General features: G+C 59.9%; 16 protein-coding genes. 1 reads left to right on the top strand and 15 read right to left on the bottom strand.

What is annotated here, in order from left to right; genetic code table 11:
• Positions 1-2: 2 nt before the first annotated feature.
• The 15 genes from K5658_RS02270 to K5658_RS02200 all read right to left on the bottom strand — a co-directional run bounded on the left by K5658_RS02270 (position 3) and on the right by K5658_RS02200 (position 17,426).
• Positions 3-1,154 carry a hypothetical protein gene (locus tag K5658_RS02270; RefSeq protein WP_221065374.1) on the bottom strand — a complete coding sequence of 384 codons (1,152 nt, stop codon included), beginning with the start codon at positions 1,152-1,154 and terminating at the stop codon, positions 3-5.
• 47 nt (positions 1,155-1,201) lie between these two features.
• Entirely contained in the window at positions 1,202-2,734 is a 1,533-nt protein-coding gene (locus K5658_RS02265; RefSeq protein ID WP_221065373.1) for a hypothetical protein, read from the bottom strand.
• Between the two features lie 39 nt (positions 2,735-2,773).
• Positions 2,774-3,253 (bottom strand): hypothetical protein, encoded by a 480-nt coding sequence (locus tag K5658_RS02260; protein ID WP_221065372.1) that lies wholly within the window; start codon positions 3,251-3,253, stop codon positions 2,774-2,776.
• A gap of 63 nt (positions 3,254-3,316) precedes the next feature.
• Positions 3,317-3,793, bottom strand: a complete 477-nt coding sequence (locus K5658_RS02255) for a hypothetical protein (RefSeq protein ID WP_221065371.1) — start codon at positions 3,791-3,793, stop codon at positions 3,317-3,319.
• 4 nt (positions 3,794-3,797) lie between these two features.
• Positions 3,798-4,472, bottom strand: a complete 675-nt coding sequence (locus tag K5658_RS02250) for a hypothetical protein (RefSeq protein WP_221065370.1) — start codon at positions 4,470-4,472, stop codon at positions 3,798-3,800.
• 23 nt (positions 4,473-4,495) lie between these two features.
• Positions 4,496-6,256: a formylglycine-generating enzyme family protein gene (locus K5658_RS02245; RefSeq protein ID WP_221065369.1), complete on the bottom strand. Its 1,761-nt coding sequence runs from the start codon at positions 6,254-6,256 to the stop codon at positions 4,496-4,498.
• Positions 6,249-7,712: an ABC transporter permease gene (locus tag K5658_RS02240; RefSeq protein ID WP_221065368.1), complete on the bottom strand. Its 1,464-nt coding sequence runs from the start codon at positions 7,710-7,712 to the stop codon at positions 6,249-6,251. The genes K5658_RS02245 and K5658_RS02240 overlap by 8 nt, the downstream gene beginning before the upstream one ends.
• A complete protein-coding gene (locus K5658_RS02235) occupies positions 7,702-8,433 on the bottom strand; it encodes an ABC transporter ATP-binding protein (RefSeq protein WP_221065367.1) in 732 nt (243 codons plus the stop codon). Before K5658_RS02235 ends, K5658_RS02240 begins: the two co-directional genes overlap by 11 nt.
• A 9-nt stretch (positions 8,434-8,442) precedes the next feature.
• On the bottom strand, positions 8,443-10,644 hold the full coding sequence (locus K5658_RS02230) for a vWA domain-containing protein (protein WP_221065366.1): 2,202 nt from the start codon (positions 10,642-10,644) through the stop codon (positions 8,443-8,445).
• A gap of 15 nt (positions 10,645-10,659) precedes the next feature.
• Positions 10,660-11,100, bottom strand: coding sequence for a hypothetical protein (locus tag K5658_RS02225; RefSeq protein WP_221065365.1), 441 nt, complete (start codon positions 11,098-11,100; stop codon positions 10,660-10,662).
• 12 nt (positions 11,101-11,112) lie between these two features.
• Positions 11,113-11,430 (bottom strand): hypothetical protein, encoded by a 318-nt coding sequence (locus tag K5658_RS02220; RefSeq protein WP_221065364.1) that lies wholly within the window; start codon positions 11,428-11,430, stop codon positions 11,113-11,115.
• A 36-nt stretch (positions 11,431-11,466) separates the two neighbouring features.
• Positions 11,467-12,138, bottom strand: a complete 672-nt coding sequence (locus K5658_RS02215; protein WP_221065363.1) for a YdbL family probable chaperone protein — start codon at positions 12,136-12,138, stop codon at positions 11,467-11,469.
• Between the two features lie 13 nt (positions 12,139-12,151).
• Positions 12,152-15,361 (bottom strand): tubulin-like doman-containing protein, encoded by a 3,210-nt coding sequence (locus K5658_RS02210; RefSeq protein ID WP_221065362.1) that lies wholly within the window; start codon positions 15,359-15,361, stop codon positions 12,152-12,154.
• A gap of 80 nt (positions 15,362-15,441) precedes the next feature.
• The gene (locus tag K5658_RS02205) at positions 15,442-16,239 is read right to left on the bottom strand and encodes a hypothetical protein (protein WP_221065361.1); all 798 of its coding nucleotides are present in this window, start codon (positions 16,237-16,239) and stop codon (positions 15,442-15,444) included.
• Between the two features lie 368 nt (positions 16,240-16,607).
• Positions 16,608-17,426, bottom strand: coding sequence for a spermine/spermidine synthase domain-containing protein (locus K5658_RS02200; protein WP_221065360.1), 819 nt, complete (start codon positions 17,424-17,426; stop codon positions 16,608-16,610).
• Positions 17,427-17,814: 388 nt separating this feature from the next.
• Here K5658_RS02200 and K5658_RS02195 point away from each other — a divergent pair, with 388 nt between their 5' ends.
• A complete protein-coding gene (locus tag K5658_RS02195) occupies positions 17,815-18,294 on the top strand; it encodes an MEKHLA domain-containing protein (protein WP_221065359.1) in 480 nt (159 codons plus the stop codon).
• Positions 18,295-18,315 lie beyond the last annotated feature (21 nt).

Here is an 18,315-nt window from a genome sequence, read left to right as displayed (position 1 = left end):
ATTCATTGCAATTGAATCACTTGGTACAGGGATTCGTTTAATTTCCGGTCCGGCTCGCCATCGAATTTCGTGACACGGTCATCGTCGAATATGACCACGATCCTGTCACCGCCCAAAACCGCGAGACCTTCGGCCTTATGGGGGAATTTTACCGGCTTACCAGTGGTAGCGTCTTTAATCAAAACTGGGCGCGCTTGCCGCCCCGGTTCGCTTTCCAAAACTTTTTCATCCAAAACCCAGAGGTAAGAACCCAATTTCTTGGAAGGTTCTTCGCCTTGCTCGAAGCTGGTCAACAAATAAAGCCTTTTATTGGCTGGATCGTACTCGACACTGGAAAGCCCAACCTCTTGCGGCACACCCGCTGCTTGATCTTCCGGCGACACATCGAATTGATACTTGAGCTTATAGTCGCTTCCCAAGCTTATCTGATTGTTGGCGATGGTATATCCCACCTCGACCAATTTTCTGGCATAGTTAAATTTATCGTAGCTCTCGCCCAACTCGCGGATCCCGAATAACAAGCGACCGGTATTATCCTGAGGCGACTTGGCCGGAATGGCGGCAATCCCTTCGATCTTGAAATACCCCAACTTATCGCCGCCCTCTGTCACCGTTTTTTTGATTTGCTTGCGGAATTGGTCGATATCCTGTTCTGTCTTCCCAATCAGCACTTGGGGTTGATCGTGATGACCCGCAGGCCAAGCCAAAATCCGGTTATAGGCGTTCCAGTCCGGCTTGTTTGGATCGAAACGGTCGAAAGCCGTGGTGGCGATCACCCATGCCCCGTCGGGGGTGGTGGCCATGCCTTCGTATTTGCTGGATTTGATATAGGTATCCGGGATTTTGAAGTAATCCGGCTTATCATCCACCTTGCTTCCGTCGAACCTTTCGGCGAATACCGGAGAACCATCGGGGATGGCTTTATCATTGGCAAAAACCAGGATTTTTTCGGCTTTCGCCACCGCCGATAACTCACAGGTCGGGGGCTTTTCGGCTTGTAATTTTTCGGCGGGGAAGCAGGTGATCCATTGGCTGGATTGCACGGAGGCGATTTGGGGTCCGACTCCGCTGCATCCGGCGTTGGTAAAAAACAATGACAGGCAGGCTAATCTGCCAATAACAGTGCAGATTTCAGGCTTTGATAACTTTTTCATCACGATTTCCTTATTGCAAAATTGGTTTAATATTGGACACATCTCTTTTAACATTTCCCATCTTGGCGACATTTTTCATGCAGATATCCCAAAGGCCACGCATACATTGAGTTTCTGAAGAAAAAAACCTTTCCTGCTCGGTTTTTAAAGCCCAATTCATCCGCAAATACTTTTACTATATCCATACCAGATATAATATTTCTAGTCGAAAATACATCACATACCTTCAGCATATCCTCCCGAACCTGCTTAGCCACCTTCGGATCATTAATTCCTTGATTATTAAGACACACACTCATACCCTGCTTAACGCCTACCGCACGCTTCCTTAGATCATTTATATTGTCAAGCGAAATATTCGGAAACCGTCTGGTATCATAAGGTCGCTGCAATGTAAATAAAGCCCAATTAATACCACCAGCCAAGTAAATCCTGTCATGCGAAAATATTCCAGGCTTCCGGTCGATCAAGGCCCTGATTTCCGGCCTCAGCACTTCGTCCCTTATCTTTTCAGACATGATCGACCAGTCTTGATTGCTAACCACTATAGGCGTGGGGCCATCATCAGTAGGCTTTTTGCGCGTAATCTCAGACTCCACTAGATCACTAAATTTCTTGGTACCTAATAACCTTGTTAAGGAAAATGGCACAAGTCTACCATCAGCATCTTGATAAGAACCCACGATATTTCCGCTGCCAATATCCAAAATCACGGCTTGCTCCTTTCTTTTGTCCCGCCATTTAGCCGGTAACATCGCGATCATACCTTCGAAGTTATATCTAGCCTCTTGGTCAAAAGTCACAAAGTCCATTTTTCCAGGCAAATTTACCCTTTTTTCAATTTCCCTTTTAAGTTCGGTCTTATGCTCAGCGTCATTAACACTACTACTTCCAACAATATAAATATCCTCTACATCCACGCCTTTTGCCATCACCATCCCCAGCATTTGTTCCACTGCTATCGCGGTGTCCCTTATCGCGTTTTTCTCAATTCCACTGGGGTTTAATGGAGAAATGGCATCTTTGAGCAAACACTTCATCGCCTGCTCCTGCTCGCCATCATCGTCCGTATCGCTTTGGCAGTCCGGGTTGTTTTCGGCCTCATGAAAGCCTACCGCCAACCCTCGAATACCTTTGCCACCTACCTCGATAATTCCAACTTTTTCGGGTCTGCCGGAAGATGGATTGGGTCTCCGCTCCGAACCCCATTCTTGCGCCAACACATTCACGACCTCATCGAAACTTTGAGGTGGATCGGAATGTTTAGCTATAAATTCTATGTATACCATCCGACCCTGGTTTTCCTCATTAATCAATTCCTTTTCCTTAACCGTAAGCGCCTTTAGCCCTAGCAGTTTGTAACCCTGGCGTTGTACTTTTCCAGCATTCACCAATGCTTTGATTTCAGGAGCGCGGTCCTTCATCGCCTCGTGTACGGCCTTGAACTCGGCAATATCTTCAGCGGTGGGTTGGATTACCACAGCGTAAGCATGGCCCGGTACCGCGCACTGAAATATCAGCAAAACCGCCATCAGGAATCGCGGCAAGGATTTCACAACGAGAACAATCGAACGCGGCATGGCTTATCTCCAACGCTGGGTTTATCACAACTCTAGCCTTTAACGACGGTTAATCGGAAAAGTCTTGATCCAATCGGACGCGGGCTTGGGTGCCCAAACAGGATCATCCCGCCCCGTTGCCGGATCGGTTTTCCCATCCAAATCGCGTTCCGGCTCCGGTGTTGGCCCAGGGTAGCGCCGCTCGGTATCGCTCTCGGACTGCTGCAAGGGCGGTCGCACTTCCACCACCCGCTTTTCCGGCGTTGGCGTAGATACCGGAGCCGGCGCAATCGGCTCTTGCCTATCGGGAGAAAGCAACAAATACCCTACGCCCATGGCGATGGCCAAAACCGCCGCCGCCACACCGCCGATGATCCAATACCCCTGCCCGCCCCCGGCTTTGCCGGGATCGGCGACCGGCACCAATGTTTTTCCGCATTCCGGGCAGATGAAATTGGTATCGTCGGCCTGCAATAACTTGCGGCTGTCCGCGTTGGCGCAGATGCCATAGTTTTTGCACCGCCCTGTTTTCTGCGTCATAAACCCACCTTTTCACAATTATCGCTATAAACCCGCTCGACCGGGTTTAGCCTATACCCCGATTTATCGAGGTATCGCCGCCTGCAATGCCGCTAGCTCGCGCTTCAACCTATCCCGTTCGGCGATTTGGGGATTGCCTTTTTTAACCTTGGCTTTCATCGCTTTAATATCTGTTTGATATTGACCGATTCGCCGGGTCAGGCGGGCATTGGCTTTGCCCGCTTGTTTCAAGGCTCCCCCGATATCACCCAACTCCCTTTCCATGCCATCCAAATCGGCCTGTGCCTTTGCCAAGGCCGCTTCGGTGTCCTGCTTGGTTTTTTCCACTTCGGCGGATTGCTGGGCCAATTGCTGTTTAAGCTCTTGCTCGTCCGCCAGTATTTTCTTGCCTTCGTCGATCCGGCCTTGATAGGCATCGCTGGCATGGCAGTTGACGCTGCCGAAAAACCCTGGATCATAACGCGGATCGCAATCCCGGGTGGTGGCGCAACCGGACAAGCCCGCCACCAAGGCAAAACCCGCAAAATACTGGTAACGCATAGGCTTAACCACTGACGGTGGATACATCGAGTTTCTGCGTGAATCCCCGGACTTCCTGATCCGCCGCGTTCACCTGTTGTTGCAGGGTTTGCACCTCCTGGCCGATACGCGGGTCGGTCGCCACGGCATAGCGGTCCTGCCATTGCTTATCGACATGCCGCAAATCGTCCAACTTCTTCTCCAGCAGCGCCTGGGTTTTGCGCAGGACGGCTTTGCGCTTCTTGGCTTCGTCCAGGCTGATTTTGTGCTGGGCGTAGTCCTGTTCAAGCTGGGCGAGCTTCGCCAGGTTCTCGTTGACGACCTGCTGTTGGGTGGCGACATAGGAGGACACACGCTGGTTGTCTTGGCGCACATCGGTAATGACCGATTGCAGGAATTGCTCTTGGTTGGCGTATTGCTGGCGCTTCTGGGTCATGTACTCCGCAGCGGTCAAGCCGAGGCCGCACCCGGCCAAGGCCGAGGCCACGCAGGTTGCGGTATTGCCCCCGGCAAGGGCACAACCGCCCCCCCCCAACGCCGCGCCCAAGAGGCACCCTTGGAGATGGGAACTACTGAACCATTCGCTCTGCGTCTCCAAGCGCTGTTCGGATGGGCTACGCGGCACGGTGGCGCAGGCGGACAGGGCCAGGGTCGCCAGGGCGACGGCCAGGGCGTTGATGGTCGATCTGGGTTGCTTCATCGTTTTCCCCCTTTTTAGGTAGTTCATTCCAGACGGACCGCCGCGCAATCCCGATACCAAGCTTCCCGGTTTTGCTTGCCATCGGCGGCGTAGCGCTGGGCGTGTCCGTACAGCAGTTTCACGAAGGGCATGAAATCCTGGTATTTGCGCTGTTCGATCCGGGTCAGGAGCAGGTCTTTCTCGGCCCCCAGGATTTCCATGGGATAGCTCCGGGCCAGTTCCAACACCGCATCGGCGTAGAAGCCGAGATTATTGGCGACCCGGTCCTTGAGCTTGAGAATTTTTGTTTCATCGTTAAGGCAATCCTGCCCCTTGGTATCCCTTAGGCAATGGGCTTTCTTACGATTTTCCCAAGGTTCGATGACATTGTACTCATCGTCGCGGAGTTTTTGACAAATCATCGCGGCGGTGCGTAGCGCCTCCCTGGCGGCACGCCTGCGGTCTTCGTTCTGGAATTCGATCACGCGGGCGGTTTCATCCCAGACATGGTCCAAGCGCCTACGCAATAGCGGATGGTTGGTGTGGATCGCCAAATCGCTGATATCGGCCAGCAGGTCGCTGCGCGATTCATTGGACAGCTTGCCCAGGGGATCGGGACAAGCACTCACCACCGCACCGGACTGAACCGGGGCCGGGCCGGCAGGCACCACCGCGGCCTTGGCCGCTTGGCAGTGCTGGAGCGCCGCTTCCGCTTCCCCGAGCCGCTGGGCGAGACGCGGGTCCGGGACGGCGGTTGTCGGCGGTGCCGGCTGCGGTTGCGCCGCCCGCGACGGGGCCGCTTCATCCTTGAGGCTCGCCCACTCGGCCTCGATGGCACGGAGGTTCTGTTCGCTGATGACCGGCCCGGCCACGGCGACGCGGAAGCCGGTGGTCTCGGCCCGGCGCGGTTGCTTGTCGGTGTAATAAGGTTCTTCGCGGCGCAGGGAGGAACGGATATCCCCGGCGTTGGTGTCGAAATTGCCGCCGCGCACCACGAAGCCCCCGGCCCGCCCGTGCCAATGGGAATGCTTGGTCAGATGAAACAGGTCGAAGGCCATTTCATCGACATTGCCCAGGATGTCGTACAGCCCCAACGGATTCGGACTCAGCAGTCCGATATACTGGACCTTGCCATTGGCGGATTCCGTGCCTTGGTGCTGGACATAGCGGTATAGCTCGCCGTCCTTGACGAAGTTGGGACCACGAAAATCGGCCTCGTTCACGGCATTGCCCCCCCGCGCCGCGAACTCCCATTCCACCTCGGTCGGCAAGCGGACGAAACCCAGCGATTTGCCATCCTTGGGCACTTGGTCCTGGGCGTTGGCCAGCAGCCATTGGGTATAACCATCGGCGAAAGCCACCGCGTCGAACCAGCTCAGACCGGTCTTGGGGAAGTTTTCCTCGGGCAAGCCTTGGCAATCCAGCGGCCCGTCCTTATGGGCGAGGGAGCGCCGGACCGCCTCGTATTGGCGCCGGGTCACCTCGTATTTGCCCAGCAGGAAATAGCGCCGGGCCGGATTGCCCGCGATGGGGAAGGCTCCCGCCAAATAGGCATCCACCGCGCCTTCCTTGGGGCCGAGCACCGCGCCGGGGTTTTCCTCGCCCAGCCGCAGCTTTTGCTCGCCCAAGGCACCGCCACCCACGGTCTCGACCCGCCGGAACACCATCTTGCCGCCGCAGGGCATGGGCAAGGCCACATCGTCCGGCAGGGGCTTGGCGGGATCGTTCAGGGCGTCCAACCCGTCGGCCCCGAACGCCAGCCCTCCGGCCAGCCACAACAGCAAGCCCAGTCCCCAATCAGCCATTCTCGCGCAGGCATTCCGCCGGCTGGATCGATTGTGCATGGAAAACCCCCAGTAACGAAGCCAACAAGGTGAAACCCAAGGTACCGGCGGCGGCGGTCAGCGCGTCCCCGGTTCCAAGGCGGCAAAGCGCCCCGGCCACGCCGCCATAACCCAATAATTCGGCGAACAATTCCGCACCGTAGTGGTTGAGCGCCGTGGACCCCGCCGCGTACAGCGCCCCGGCGATGACAAAGGCCACGCCGCCCAAGAGCAGGGCTTGATACAGGCAGAAAGCCAGGATTTCGCCGCCCGTGAGGCCCATCAAGCGCAGCAGGGCCAAGCTGCCACGCTTGCGTTCGAGGGTGATCCAACTCGCGCCGCCGAAGGCACAGGCCCCCCCCACCAAGGCTATCGCGCCGATCCAGGCCAAGACCCGGCCCAGCAGCCGGTCGGTGGCTTGCAGGCGGGCGAGGTCGTCCATGCGGGTGCGGGTTTCCAGCCCGGAAGCCCTGAGGCGGTCGGCCAGCGGGATCACATCCTCGGGCCGTCGGGCGTAGAGCCGGGCCTTGGCGTAGGTGGTGCGCGGGCCGGCACGGTGTTTGCCCGCCAGCAAGGAAGAAGCGGCGCGGGCCGGCACGGTGGCGGCGGGCTGGACCGGAGGAGACGGCGTGGACTCCGAACCCGTCGGGAATAGGTCATCGGGCGCATCGGGCCAGAGCGGCCAGGACGGTAGCGGTCCGCCCCAAGCACTGCCGCAAACGGCGGACGGCGGCGCTCGCGCTTCCCGCCCGAATAGCAGGGCGGGCACGGCATAGCCCTCCTTGTAATCCTCGACGGCTTCCAGGAATTCCAAGCGGGTGAACAACGCGGGCCGGGCCAACGATGCTTCCGGCACGATGCCCGCGACCGTCAATTCCAGGGATTCGCGCTGGTCGATACCGTCCAGAGTGCGCGTGATCCAAACCTTGACGCGCTCGCCGGGCGACACGGCCAGTTGGGCGGCGGCGGGATGGGTCAGCAGGATGGCGTCGATCCGGTCGGGCGGAGCCAGCCCCAACGGCAACAAGGGATCGCCCACCGCCGTGGGTACGATATCCACCTGCCGGAGTTGCAGGCCGTTGCGGTTTTCCAGATCGACCACGGCGCTCAGGGTACGGGTGCCGGGAATGACGAAGCGGACCCGTTCGGTGTCGGCGCGGAGTTGCTCGAACCAAGCCGGGGATAAACGGGTGTTCTCGAAAATCAGGACTTCGAGGTTGCGCGGGTCTTTGAGCAGGATTTCGCGCAAGGTATACAGCACTCCGGCCTTGAGTCCCAGCAACAACAGCAGCGGGGCCAGCACGCTGACGATGGACAAGGCCAGGGCCGCCGACACCCGCCAGTCATGGCGCAAATCCTGGAATCCCAAGCGCAAAGCCAAACCCCGGCGCGACCGCGGCGTGGGGTTCGGATGGACCGGGGCGAACTCAGGCCGCATGGTGGTCGAACCTCGCCAACCGGCCTCCGGCATCGACCCAGGCCCGCATTTCCCGCAGGCCCAAGCGCTGGATCAAATCGCGGTCGTGGGTGACGATGACCGCCATGCCACGCCCGTCGCGTACCAAATCCACCAACAAACCCAGGACGGCTTCGGCGCGGGCCGGGTCCAGCGCGGCCGTGGGTTCGTCGGCCAGCAGCAAGGGCGGCGCATGGGCGAGGGCGCGGGCGATGGCGACCCGCTGGCGTTCGCCCACCGAAAGCTGGCCCGGTTTCTTCGCCAGTAGATGGCGGATATCGAGGGTATCGACCAGGCGGTCCACCTCCGGGCCATCTTCCGACAGGCCGACCAAGCGCCGGGGCAGGCCGATATTGCCGCGCACGTCCAGGAACGGCACCAAACCACCGCTTTGCAGGATGAAGCCGAGCCGGTGGGCGCGTAGCCCACAGAGCGCGTCTTCGCGCCCGTGCCGCCATAACGCGGGGATGTCGAGCGGCGGCTGTTCCGTGTCCACCCGCCATGCCAGATGGCTGCCGGGACCGGGTTCCAGCACCAGTCCGAGCATTTCCAACAGCGTGCTTTTGCCGCAGCCGCTGGGGCCGGTCAGGGCCAGGATTTCGCCCGCGCCCAGCGTGGCGCGGGCCGTTTCGACCCTGAAACCCTCGTCGCCGACGCCCCTGGTGCGCCGCAACTCGAATTCAAGGCAGGGCGCGGCAACCATGACCATGGTTCAGGGCAAGGCGTCCAAGGGCACGGGATAGACCTTATCGCCGTCCTCCACCGCAGGGTCCGGCCCGCCCAAGGCAATCCAGCGACGGTTATCGCTCTCGTAATCTTTGTAGCGTTCCAGCTTGTTCTCGACCTCGCGGATGAAATCGTCCTGCTCGGTCGGCCCCAAACCGGCCCAGCGCTCCGGAGTCATGCTCATCACATGGCTCTGGTAGGGGAGGCCTTCCAGGTATTCGCCCAACAGGCCCATCTCGGCGAGGCTGAGTTTTTGGGCACGGTCGGGATCGCGTGTCAATGCGGAGACGTATTGTTTCAATACATTGAAGAATTCCCCGGTGGATTTCTGCCCAGCGCGGGCGGCGTCAAGGATGGCCTTGACGGTCAAAGCCAGGTTGCTGAGTTCGTTGCGGGACAGCAAGACCTTGACCTCGACATTGGGCCGCACCGGGTCCAGGAGGTCGCGGTCGTTCATCCAGCCGGCGAAGTCGTCCGGGATACGGTCGCCCGAGGTTTGGCCCAGATATTCGAGGCGGAGGGCATTGCCGAGAGTCGCCGTGTCTCTCTCGATGCTGCGGAATACCCGGTTCAACTCCTCGTTGTCGGTTTGAGGCGGGCAGTGATACGCGGATTCGCCTTGGTCCCGGCTGACAACCTTGGCGTAGTGGGCGATGATCGATTGGGTGAGGCAATCGACCACCCCATTGAAACCGCCGATATTGTCGGCATTCTCCACGGGATAATAAAGCGGCCCTTTGGTGTAGAGGTTCTGGGTCAGCTCGCGGTATTGGGCGGCAGCCTTGGCGTGGTCGTTGTATTTTTTGCCGCCCACGGTCTTGAGGTGGATCGCGTACAACGTGACGTTACGGTCTTGCGCGGCGATCTGGCGAATTTCCCCCGCTTTCATGCCGGTCTCCGACAAAGGTTGCCCGTCGCGGTCGAGATCGCCCGGATTCAAGGCTCCGGCATCGGTGATGAGGATCACGTATTTGGCGCGGTAGGATTGCCAAGCGATATCCTTCTTCAGCGCTTCCATCAGGCCCGCGTAGGCATCCTCGTCGAACTCCGCACTGGATTTCCTCGCCTCCTTGACTTCCTCGATCCCGGCCATAAACGCCTCGGGATTGCCCGATGATTCGGGTAAACCGGGATCGACCACCAGTTTCTTCACATATTCCAGTTCGGGCACGGCGCGGGTACTGGAGCGGAAGGTGACCAAACCGAAGTGGATTTCCCTGCCCACCGGGGATTCGCTTAACTGGTGGAAAATCTGCCGCATGGCCTCTTTGGCGGCGTCGATATAACGCATCATCGAAAACGTGGAATCGATGACAAACATCACCGCCGCCCCACGCTGCTCAGGCTTTCCACCACCACCGTCGTTTTTTTGGGAAATCGCATGGACTCGCAGCAAGCGCATTGGCTTTCCTGTGACATTGCGAATTTCCCGGAAATCGGTGATCGGCAGCAGGTAGAACTTCTGGTTGAAGTCGATGTAGTTCTTGGGTTCGGCGGAAACGATGGGGGCATCGCTCCCGCCCTGCGCCGCCACCAGCGCCGCCCCTGGATCGGCGGATTTGGCGATCCGTTCGAGAACGGCATCGTCCTTGAACAGCCAGACCCGCTCGCGGCCCGCCGGGTTGTCGAACACCACGGTGATTTGTTGCTTCCAAGCCACGGCGGAAGCACCGCGCAGCCAACCCTCCGGCTTGCATTCGGCGCTGCCGCCGACTTGCAGCCATTCCTCGCCGCCCAGCGTCTGCCGTTGGTAGACATAGAAACGGGTCAACGGCGCTTGGGCCTCGCCCTGCCCGCTCCCCGGTTGCGCGGCCAGGACCGCGCCGGGCCGGGTCAGGACGCGCTCGTACAGGCTGCGCTTGCCGGGCAGGAGCAAGGGTTGCGGCACGCAACGGGCGGAAGCTGGCAAGGGATTGGCAACGATTGGTGTCGGTACCGGCGCGGCTTCCGATTTGTCTTTGCCGGACAGCAGCCAATACCCCGTACCGCCGACCGCCCCGGCCGCAACCAACCCAAGCCCAACCAGCAACGGCCAATTCGGTCCCGTGGGTTTGGGGGGAACATAATCTGATAGGCCAGAACCGCACTCCGGGCAGACGAAATTGAATTCGTCGGCGTCGATGATGGCGCGTTGCTCGGCCTTGGCGCAGCCGCCGTAGTTTTTGCAGCGCCCCGCTTTCTTAGCCATGATTTCCTCTTTATTCTACCTATGCTCTACCACTGATCGATCCGTATACCCATAATCTATTATCGGCCATTCTTTCCATATTTTTCTAGCGTACCTATTGGCCACGTCATGATAATCAACCTGGGGCACAGCGCATTTCGCAATAAGCGAAAACAATTTTCGCCTATCCGAGTTTTCTTCATTCAAAATTTCCATATCATAATCAGAGATAACAATATTAATCCCATGATTTTGCACCAGATATAGCAATCCGTCCTCATTCCCAATCACACGCCCGGATCGCTTAATTCTAACCACATCATTCTCACGCCCTTTCATCCTGTCGGCAACTTTCTGGTATTCCAGATAGTCGGAGCCTTGTTGATCATCACACTCGGCATCCATTGCTTCAGCCACTACAAGCCACGGAAGAACGCCCAACAATAGCAACATTGACATATTGGCCGGGGCTTTCATAGCGCCATCCATTCAACGATGAATACCGGCTTCCTCTATCCATTGGTCCATGGTTTTGCTGGAACTTTCCCGTGGCCTTACAATATCCCCTCGCTTAATTCCATTCTCATCATGAAAATCTATGGAATCATGATGCTTGACAACACTTTTTCCACTAGCAGAAGCATATTCAGCACCCCAGCGGTATGAACCTTCAACATACTCAATTCTTGCGTACCTATCTTTGCCATCATTGGTAACTATCCAAGCGATAGAAACCACCACCACGATGATCGTGAAGGCTACAATCGCAAGCACCAGCGATGACTTATCAATAAACGGATTAACCATGCTCCCCCCTTTAAGCTATCCAGGGTTATACACAAGCTATTTCGGCGACCACTCCCGCCAGCGGTTCCGCGCATACTCGTTCGCCACCCGCTCATACTCGGTGGCGGGATTGGAATACTCGGCCACAAAGGCGAACAAGGTCCGCCGATCCTGGTTTTCCTGGCCAACCAGGCTCCGCTGCTCCGGGGTCAGCCGGGCCCCCTCCACGGGATTCAGCAGGCCGGATTCGCTGCCAACCAGCTGACCGGCCTGCTTGAGCGCATCGATATCGAGCGACCGCGCCTTGATCCGGCCTACCGCCTCCCAGGCCCGCCGCAGCTTGCCGGGCGGCATGGTTTCGGGGGCTTGGGCGGGCGGGGCGGCGAATTCATCGATCCATTGTTCCATGGGCTTGCGGATGGCGGTGACGCCGCCGCCCGCGAACCCGGATACTTCGGCGGCGGCCATCCCCCCCACCGCCGGACGCGACAGGTAATACCCCAACCCGCTACCCAGCCCCGCCAACAAGACCACCCCCGCGCCCAGGACCAGCCTGCGCCGGACGACACCATCCGGTGGCCCGCCCTGGCCGGTGCTTTCGGCCAGGGGCGACCGGCATTCGGGATTGCCGCACACGAATTCGGCCCCCGCTTCCACCGCCTGCAACAGCCGGTCGTCGGCGAAATGGCAAACCCCGTAATTCCTGCACCTGCCTTGTCTCAGCGCCATGGTCCCACCCCGCTCAACGCACCGCCATCACCCGCTGGATCGCCGCCCCGCAGGCTTCGTCCATCTTGAGGTAGATCGGGTCGCGCTCATTGTGGTTACGGTTGCGCTGGACATTCTCCAATTGCGCCAGCAGCTTTTGCTTGAGTTCCTCGCGGGCGGTGGCGATGCGGTATTGCTCCGCCGCCAAGGCATCCCTCACCCGTTTTTCCACCGCCTCGGATTGCTCCTGGGTCAGTTGCCCGATCAAGGCGCTGAGGACGGCGGTTTCGGTGGCGGGACGCGGTGGCGCGTCGAACAAGCCCAGCAAGACATCGGGGTAATAGAAGAAACGCGGACGGCCATCGGCATCCAACAGCTTGAGCTTGCGTTCCTGCTGGCCGGTGGCATCGTTGTAGGTTTGCTCGAACACCCCAAGCGCGGCGGCGATTTGCAAAGCGGGCAACACCCGCTTGCCCGCCTCGCCCGGCGCGGGCCGGAACAGGCCGGGCAAGGCGGGCTGATGGTCCTCGATATGCACTTCCAACAACGCCCGCTCGCGGGAACCGACATTGAGCCGGTAGTCATAGCGCTCTTTGAGCTGCCACACCGGCTCCAGATAGCGCAGGGGGAACACGTACTTGAAGGCGATCAGGCAGATTTCGTTGCTGCGGCGACCGCTGTCGATGATTTCCACCTTGCCCTCGAAGCTGTCCCGGAACAGGGCTTTGAGTTCCTCGCGGAACGAGGCCCGTTCGTCGCAACGCGGCAGGCTGACCGCCAGCATGGAGTTGGGACCGACCCCGCCGCCGAATTCCACGCCGCGCCATTGCATGAAGGTCAGGGAGCTACGCACCAGGGTTTTGATGTAATCGCGCAGCTTTTCCCGGTCGGCGAATTGCTCGGCCAGCTTGATGACGATGTTGACGCCGAAATGGCGGTTGTTGGGTCCGGTGCGCTCGTCGTGGGCTTGTTCGGCATTCTGCCGCGCCACGTCCTCGAACACCCGCATGGCGTCGGTTTCCTTGATGAAATGCTGGACCATCATGGCGAAGCCTTTTTCCCGGCCGCTCTTGCGCTGCTTGTTCTCGGCGGCGGTATCGACCGCCTTGCGCCGCAGGACGCCGGCCCAACTGCGCTGCATCTGCTCCAGTTCCAGCAAACTGCGGCAGAAGCGCCGGACCCCGGCGGGTTCGTAGAATTTCACGACATTGGCGGTTTCGACGTTGCTGGCGGCATCGTCCTGGCAAGTCTGGCCGCGGCGGCGCTGGAAGAAATCGTTGACCTGGGACAGGCCCACCCGGAATTCGGCCAAGCTGGGACGCAAACGGTCGCGCAGTTCGGCAACGACCCGGCGCAGCAGCTTCTCGGCGAAGGTCCAAGCCTGGATCAAGGTGCGCTTTTCGTAGACCTCGGTCAGCAAATCGGCCTGGGCGTTGAAGATATCGCCGGGCCTTCCCATCGCCCGGCCCAAGATACCCATCTTGGCCCAGCGCGAACTATTGTCGTCCATGCGCTCGTTGAGGCCGCCCAGGCTCTTCTTGATGGCCTCCAAGCGGGCGGGAATGGTCCCTAGGCGGCGCTCCAAATCCTCGATCAAATCGTCGAGGAAGGTCTCCAATTCCGTCACCGAATAGGTGCCATCCTGCCATTGGCCGAACATCCATTGCTCGACGGTATCGCAGATTTCGGCGACATGGCGGTCGGGCAGGCCCACGTCGCGACCCACGGCCTCGTACAGCTTATCCACCCCGACGCCCCGGAAACTATCGTTGTAGTAATCCTGGAACGCCGTTTCCAGCCGGTCGAGGCGGGGGTCGATGCCATTGCCGCTGCCACCTTCCCAGGCATCGGTCTTGAGATGGGGGGCGATATCGTTCCAGGTTTCCTGGATCGGTTTCCAGCGCTGATTGGAAATCTCGGTGGCGAGGATGCCTTTGCTCAGGGTGATTTGCTCGTCGCTGAGCTTCCAGCCCGCCAGTTTGTCCTGCTTCTGCACGTCCAGTTTGAAGGCGGTCTTTTTCTTCTCGTCCACGAAGGCGGTGGCGGTTTCGGCGGGCCAATTGTTGTAGAGCATCTGCAAAGCGGCCTGCGAGGCGAAACTGGCGGCGAAATGCTCGCGGATTTCTTCCTCCGGCACCAGCAGCCGCTTGAGCCCGAAGCTCAGGAAGCGGGTACTACGGACTTTCTGGGTGGGATCGGTGGTCTGGCCCTCGTCGTCGATGATGGTGTTTTCCAGGGTGATGGCATCGCGCAGGGGACGGTATTGACCGGCGTCGGCGCTATCGATCAGGAAAATGCGCTGGAACGCCAGTTGGGCGATGAGGTTGTGGATTTCCTCGTTCTTGACGCCGATCACGAGGCCGCGCTCGTTGATATTGGACAGCACGAAACAGCCTTGCAGACGGTCCAGCAGATGGGTGCGGCCCCCGGCGGCGATGTTTTCGAAACGATGGGCCGAGCCGGTATTGGCGGTGAGGTCGTAGGGGGTGAACAGCGGTCCGCCCTTGTTGGGACCGTCCTTGGGATCGGACAGCAGGTAGGCGTTGAGTTCCTGCAAGGCGGCATAGCCGTTGGCGTAATAATTGGTGCGCTCGCCATTGCTGGCCCATTCGGAATTGGGCTCGGGTAACAAGAGATAGAGGAAGATCGGGAATTCCCTGGAATTGGCGAAATGGCGGCGCAACTGGGCGATGACATGCAGGAACGCCCCCGACCCGGTGCCGCCGGCCAGGCCGCAGCATACATGGAAGCTCACGCCCTGGACCCCGCTGGTGCCCGATAACTCGTTGCACAAGGTTTTCACCCGGTCCACGAAGGCCTGGCATTGCGGCTCGAACAAAGCTTCGCCCAAACGCCGCATCTGCCCGCCCGCCGCCTGCTGCACGTTCATCTGGCTGAAAATATCGGTCCACAGCTGGGGATTGCCGATATAGCGGTGGGTGACCGGGAAATGCTCGCGGTCGCGCAAGCGGGTTTGCAAATCGTTGTGGGCGATGGAGAGCCGGTGGCGCTCGTTGAGGGCGATCAAGGCACCGATATCGCCCTGGGTGCGCCAGCGCTCGCTGGCGGCGAGGTCGTTGGCGCTGGAATCGACATATAGATAGCCGATATGCACCACATGGTGCTTGCCGTCCGGGCCGATAGGCTCGACATTACGGAATTCTTCGTACACCCCTTTGCGGAACGCCTTGATGACCTTGCCGCCGGTACCGCCCAGACCGATGATGAGATGATTATTGCTCATGGTTTTCCTGTGATGGGTTCGAGTTTTTTCCAAGCGTCGTCAATGGCCGGGGCCAAGCCCAAGGCCGGGAAAGGATCGCCTCATTCTTTCAAGGTGGTGGGTTCCAAGCGCTTCCAGGCGTCATACACGGCCAGCGCGAACAAGGGCAGCCACAACAGCAACAGCAATCCGGCCAAGCCCAGGCGGGCCATCAGCACGATCCGCCCGATCTTCTGTTCGAGCAGGCGCTGCATTTCGGTCCCGGCCAGTTGCACCGCCTTGAAATGATCGTAGGCCGTGCCGGGATTGTCGCGGAAGAATTTCTCCATGTCGCCGCGCAAGACCTCGGGCAAAGGCCGCTCGTCCGCCCACAGCAATTGGGCGAGCAAGGGCAGCCGGGTCTGGAAATGCTCGGCCACGCGGTTGGAATCGATGGTGGCGATGGCGGATTGGGATTCGCGGTGGCTGGCGGGGATTTTGGTGCCGCCCTGTTCCGGGGAAGGATAGCCCGAGAAGTTTTCCAAGGGCTGGCCGTCGGGGGTTTTCAGGGCTTGGACCGCCCAGTATTGCTGACGGAAGGATTCTTGGTTCCAGGCGTCATCGTGGGTGAAGCCGGTTTGCCAGGTCTTGAGGATGGTTTCGGCGGCGGGCTTGAGATAGGCGGTGGCGGGCAGCGACAAGAAGATCAGGCACGTCAGCGGGAACCACAACCCGGCCACGCCCCCCAAAATCCACCCCGGCCGCCAATCCCGCAGCACCAAGCGCCCGGACAGCCAGAACAAGGCTTCGACCAAACACGCCAATATCACCGCGACGGCCACCCAGCGATAAAAATCCTCGCTCAGTCCCCGGAACTCGTTGAGCGCTTGCCGTAGCAACTCGAATAGCCCGTATAGCATCTTTCTGGTTCCCGGATGTAGTTCCACATTTTCGCCCGGCCCCATGGAACAGTCCCAGTACCGGATACCACCCCATCGGCTAGCGGGGATTATATTCCGAATCCAGTCCTATAGAAGTTCCAAACTTTTACCGGAATGTAGCGCGGGGTTTAGCCCATCCCCAAACCCGGTATGTCCCGGGCGGGGGTGTTCGGGGATTGGAGTATCCGGGCGGTGGGCACCCGGACGCTGGCAAGCGGGGTCCGCGCTAGGCCGGACCCTATGGCGGGAGCAATGGCATGTTTTCGGAATGGCGCTAGGGTTGCCAGAAAGCCTTGAGCGCAACCTTCAGTTTGCGCGGGCAAAGGGAACGCGGGAAACCGGGCCGTTCAACGCCAGCCCATCGGCACCATCGACCGCAACAACCGGGGAAACTCCACCCCCAACCGCGCTTCCAACCCACGGGAGACGGGCCGGAGCCGCTCCAGGTCGGGTTTGGGCACGTCCGGGCCGAAACCGAAGCCGATGATATTGCCCCGACCGATGACCGGCAGGCGCAGCGTGTGGCTACCGTAATATTGGCGGAGCAGGTCCACGGCCTCGCGGTACGAATCGCGGTCGCTGCCCCACAGATTGAGGGCGAACACCCCGGAGGGCTCCAGCAACCGGGCGCAGGCGGCGAAGAAATCGCGCTCGTTGACCGAGGCCGACAAGCCCCGGTCGTCGTAGATATCGACGAAGATATGGTCATACAGGGACGCCCCGGCCAAGGCTTCCCGGCGCACGAACTCGCGGGCGTCGCCGATATGGATGGCGAGGTTCGGCGCTTCCGGCAACCCGAAATAGCGGTGCGCCACCTCCACCACGGCGGCACGGAATTCCACCACCTCGATCCGGCAGTCCGGGAAGTTCCGCGCCAGGAACTTGGCGAGCGACCCGCCCCCGAGGCCCAGCGCCAACACCCGGCGCGGCCCGGGCGTGAACATCAATCCCGCCAGCATGGCCCGGACATAGGACAGCTCCAGCCGCTCCGGCTCGGCCAAGGCCATGGCGCTCTGCCGGGGCGGGGTGCCGAAATGCAGGGCGCGCACCCCGTAACTATCGACCACCTCGATCAAGCCTTCCGTATCGCGCCCGCAATACACCAGCGTCCCGCCATACCTACGCACGGGCTCCGTGTCCCGTACCCCCTTGCGGAAACCGAACATCGTCATCCTCCTTTCAATTCCATCCCATGGGCGTCCGCTAAGCCATACGGCGCAAAGACTGTGGTATTTCCCCGAACCCGCGTTGCGCACACCGGCGACCGGCGGGAATAAATCCTTGTTTTTAAGGCGGAATCGGCTTTCGGCACGCTACCTGCACCGTAGGTCGGCGCATAGCCTCTTCTACTGGGACACCGAGGGCCGGCCAAACCTCCTCTTCGATCTTCCTGACTTCCCGCCGTTAATCGCACCCTTCCGAGCTATCCTCAAGCGTTCCGCCTTCGGTGTCCATTTTTTCCCAGTCCTGCCGCCGCCCCGTCCGGTAATGGCTATAATCCTGGGCCGATCCGCATCCCTGGATGCCGCCGCCCAACCCTCCCGGACCCCAGCCATGACCGCTCCCCCACCCTATCCCAGCGAAGACAACCACTATCTGGCCGAGCATGTCGCCCTTTTGCGCGACAGCCACCGCCATTGGACGGGCCGCCCCCTGCTCGATCCCCGCCTGACCCACGAGGAAGCCGCCCGCTACCTGTTCGCCGCGCCCTTCGTGGTGGTGTCCCACGACACCGCCCCCGACCCCCTCTTCAACTACGCCAACCAGACCGCGCTGGCCCTGTTCGCCATGGATTGGGAAGAATTCACCGCGCTGCCTTCCCGGCTCTCCGCCGAGAGGATCAACCAGGAGGCGCGGGCGGAACTGTTGGCGCGGGTGGCCGAGCGGGGTTACATCGACGATTACCAGGGGGTCCGCATCGGACGGCATGGACGGCGCTTCCTGATCGAGGCGGCCACGGTGTGGAACCTGCTCGATCCACGCGGCGTGATCTGCGGCCAGGCGGCCTGCTTCAAGCATTGGAAGTTCTTGTGAAATCCCGGCGGCGGCCCGGCG

Origin of the sequence: Methylomagnum ishizawai, from assembly GCF_019670005.1 — a bacterium.
Taxonomy (GTDB): domain Bacteria; phylum Pseudomonadota; class Gammaproteobacteria; order Methylococcales; family Methylococcaceae; genus Methylomagnum; species Methylomagnum ishizawai.
This window is presented reverse-complemented; position numbering and strand designations above follow the sequence as displayed.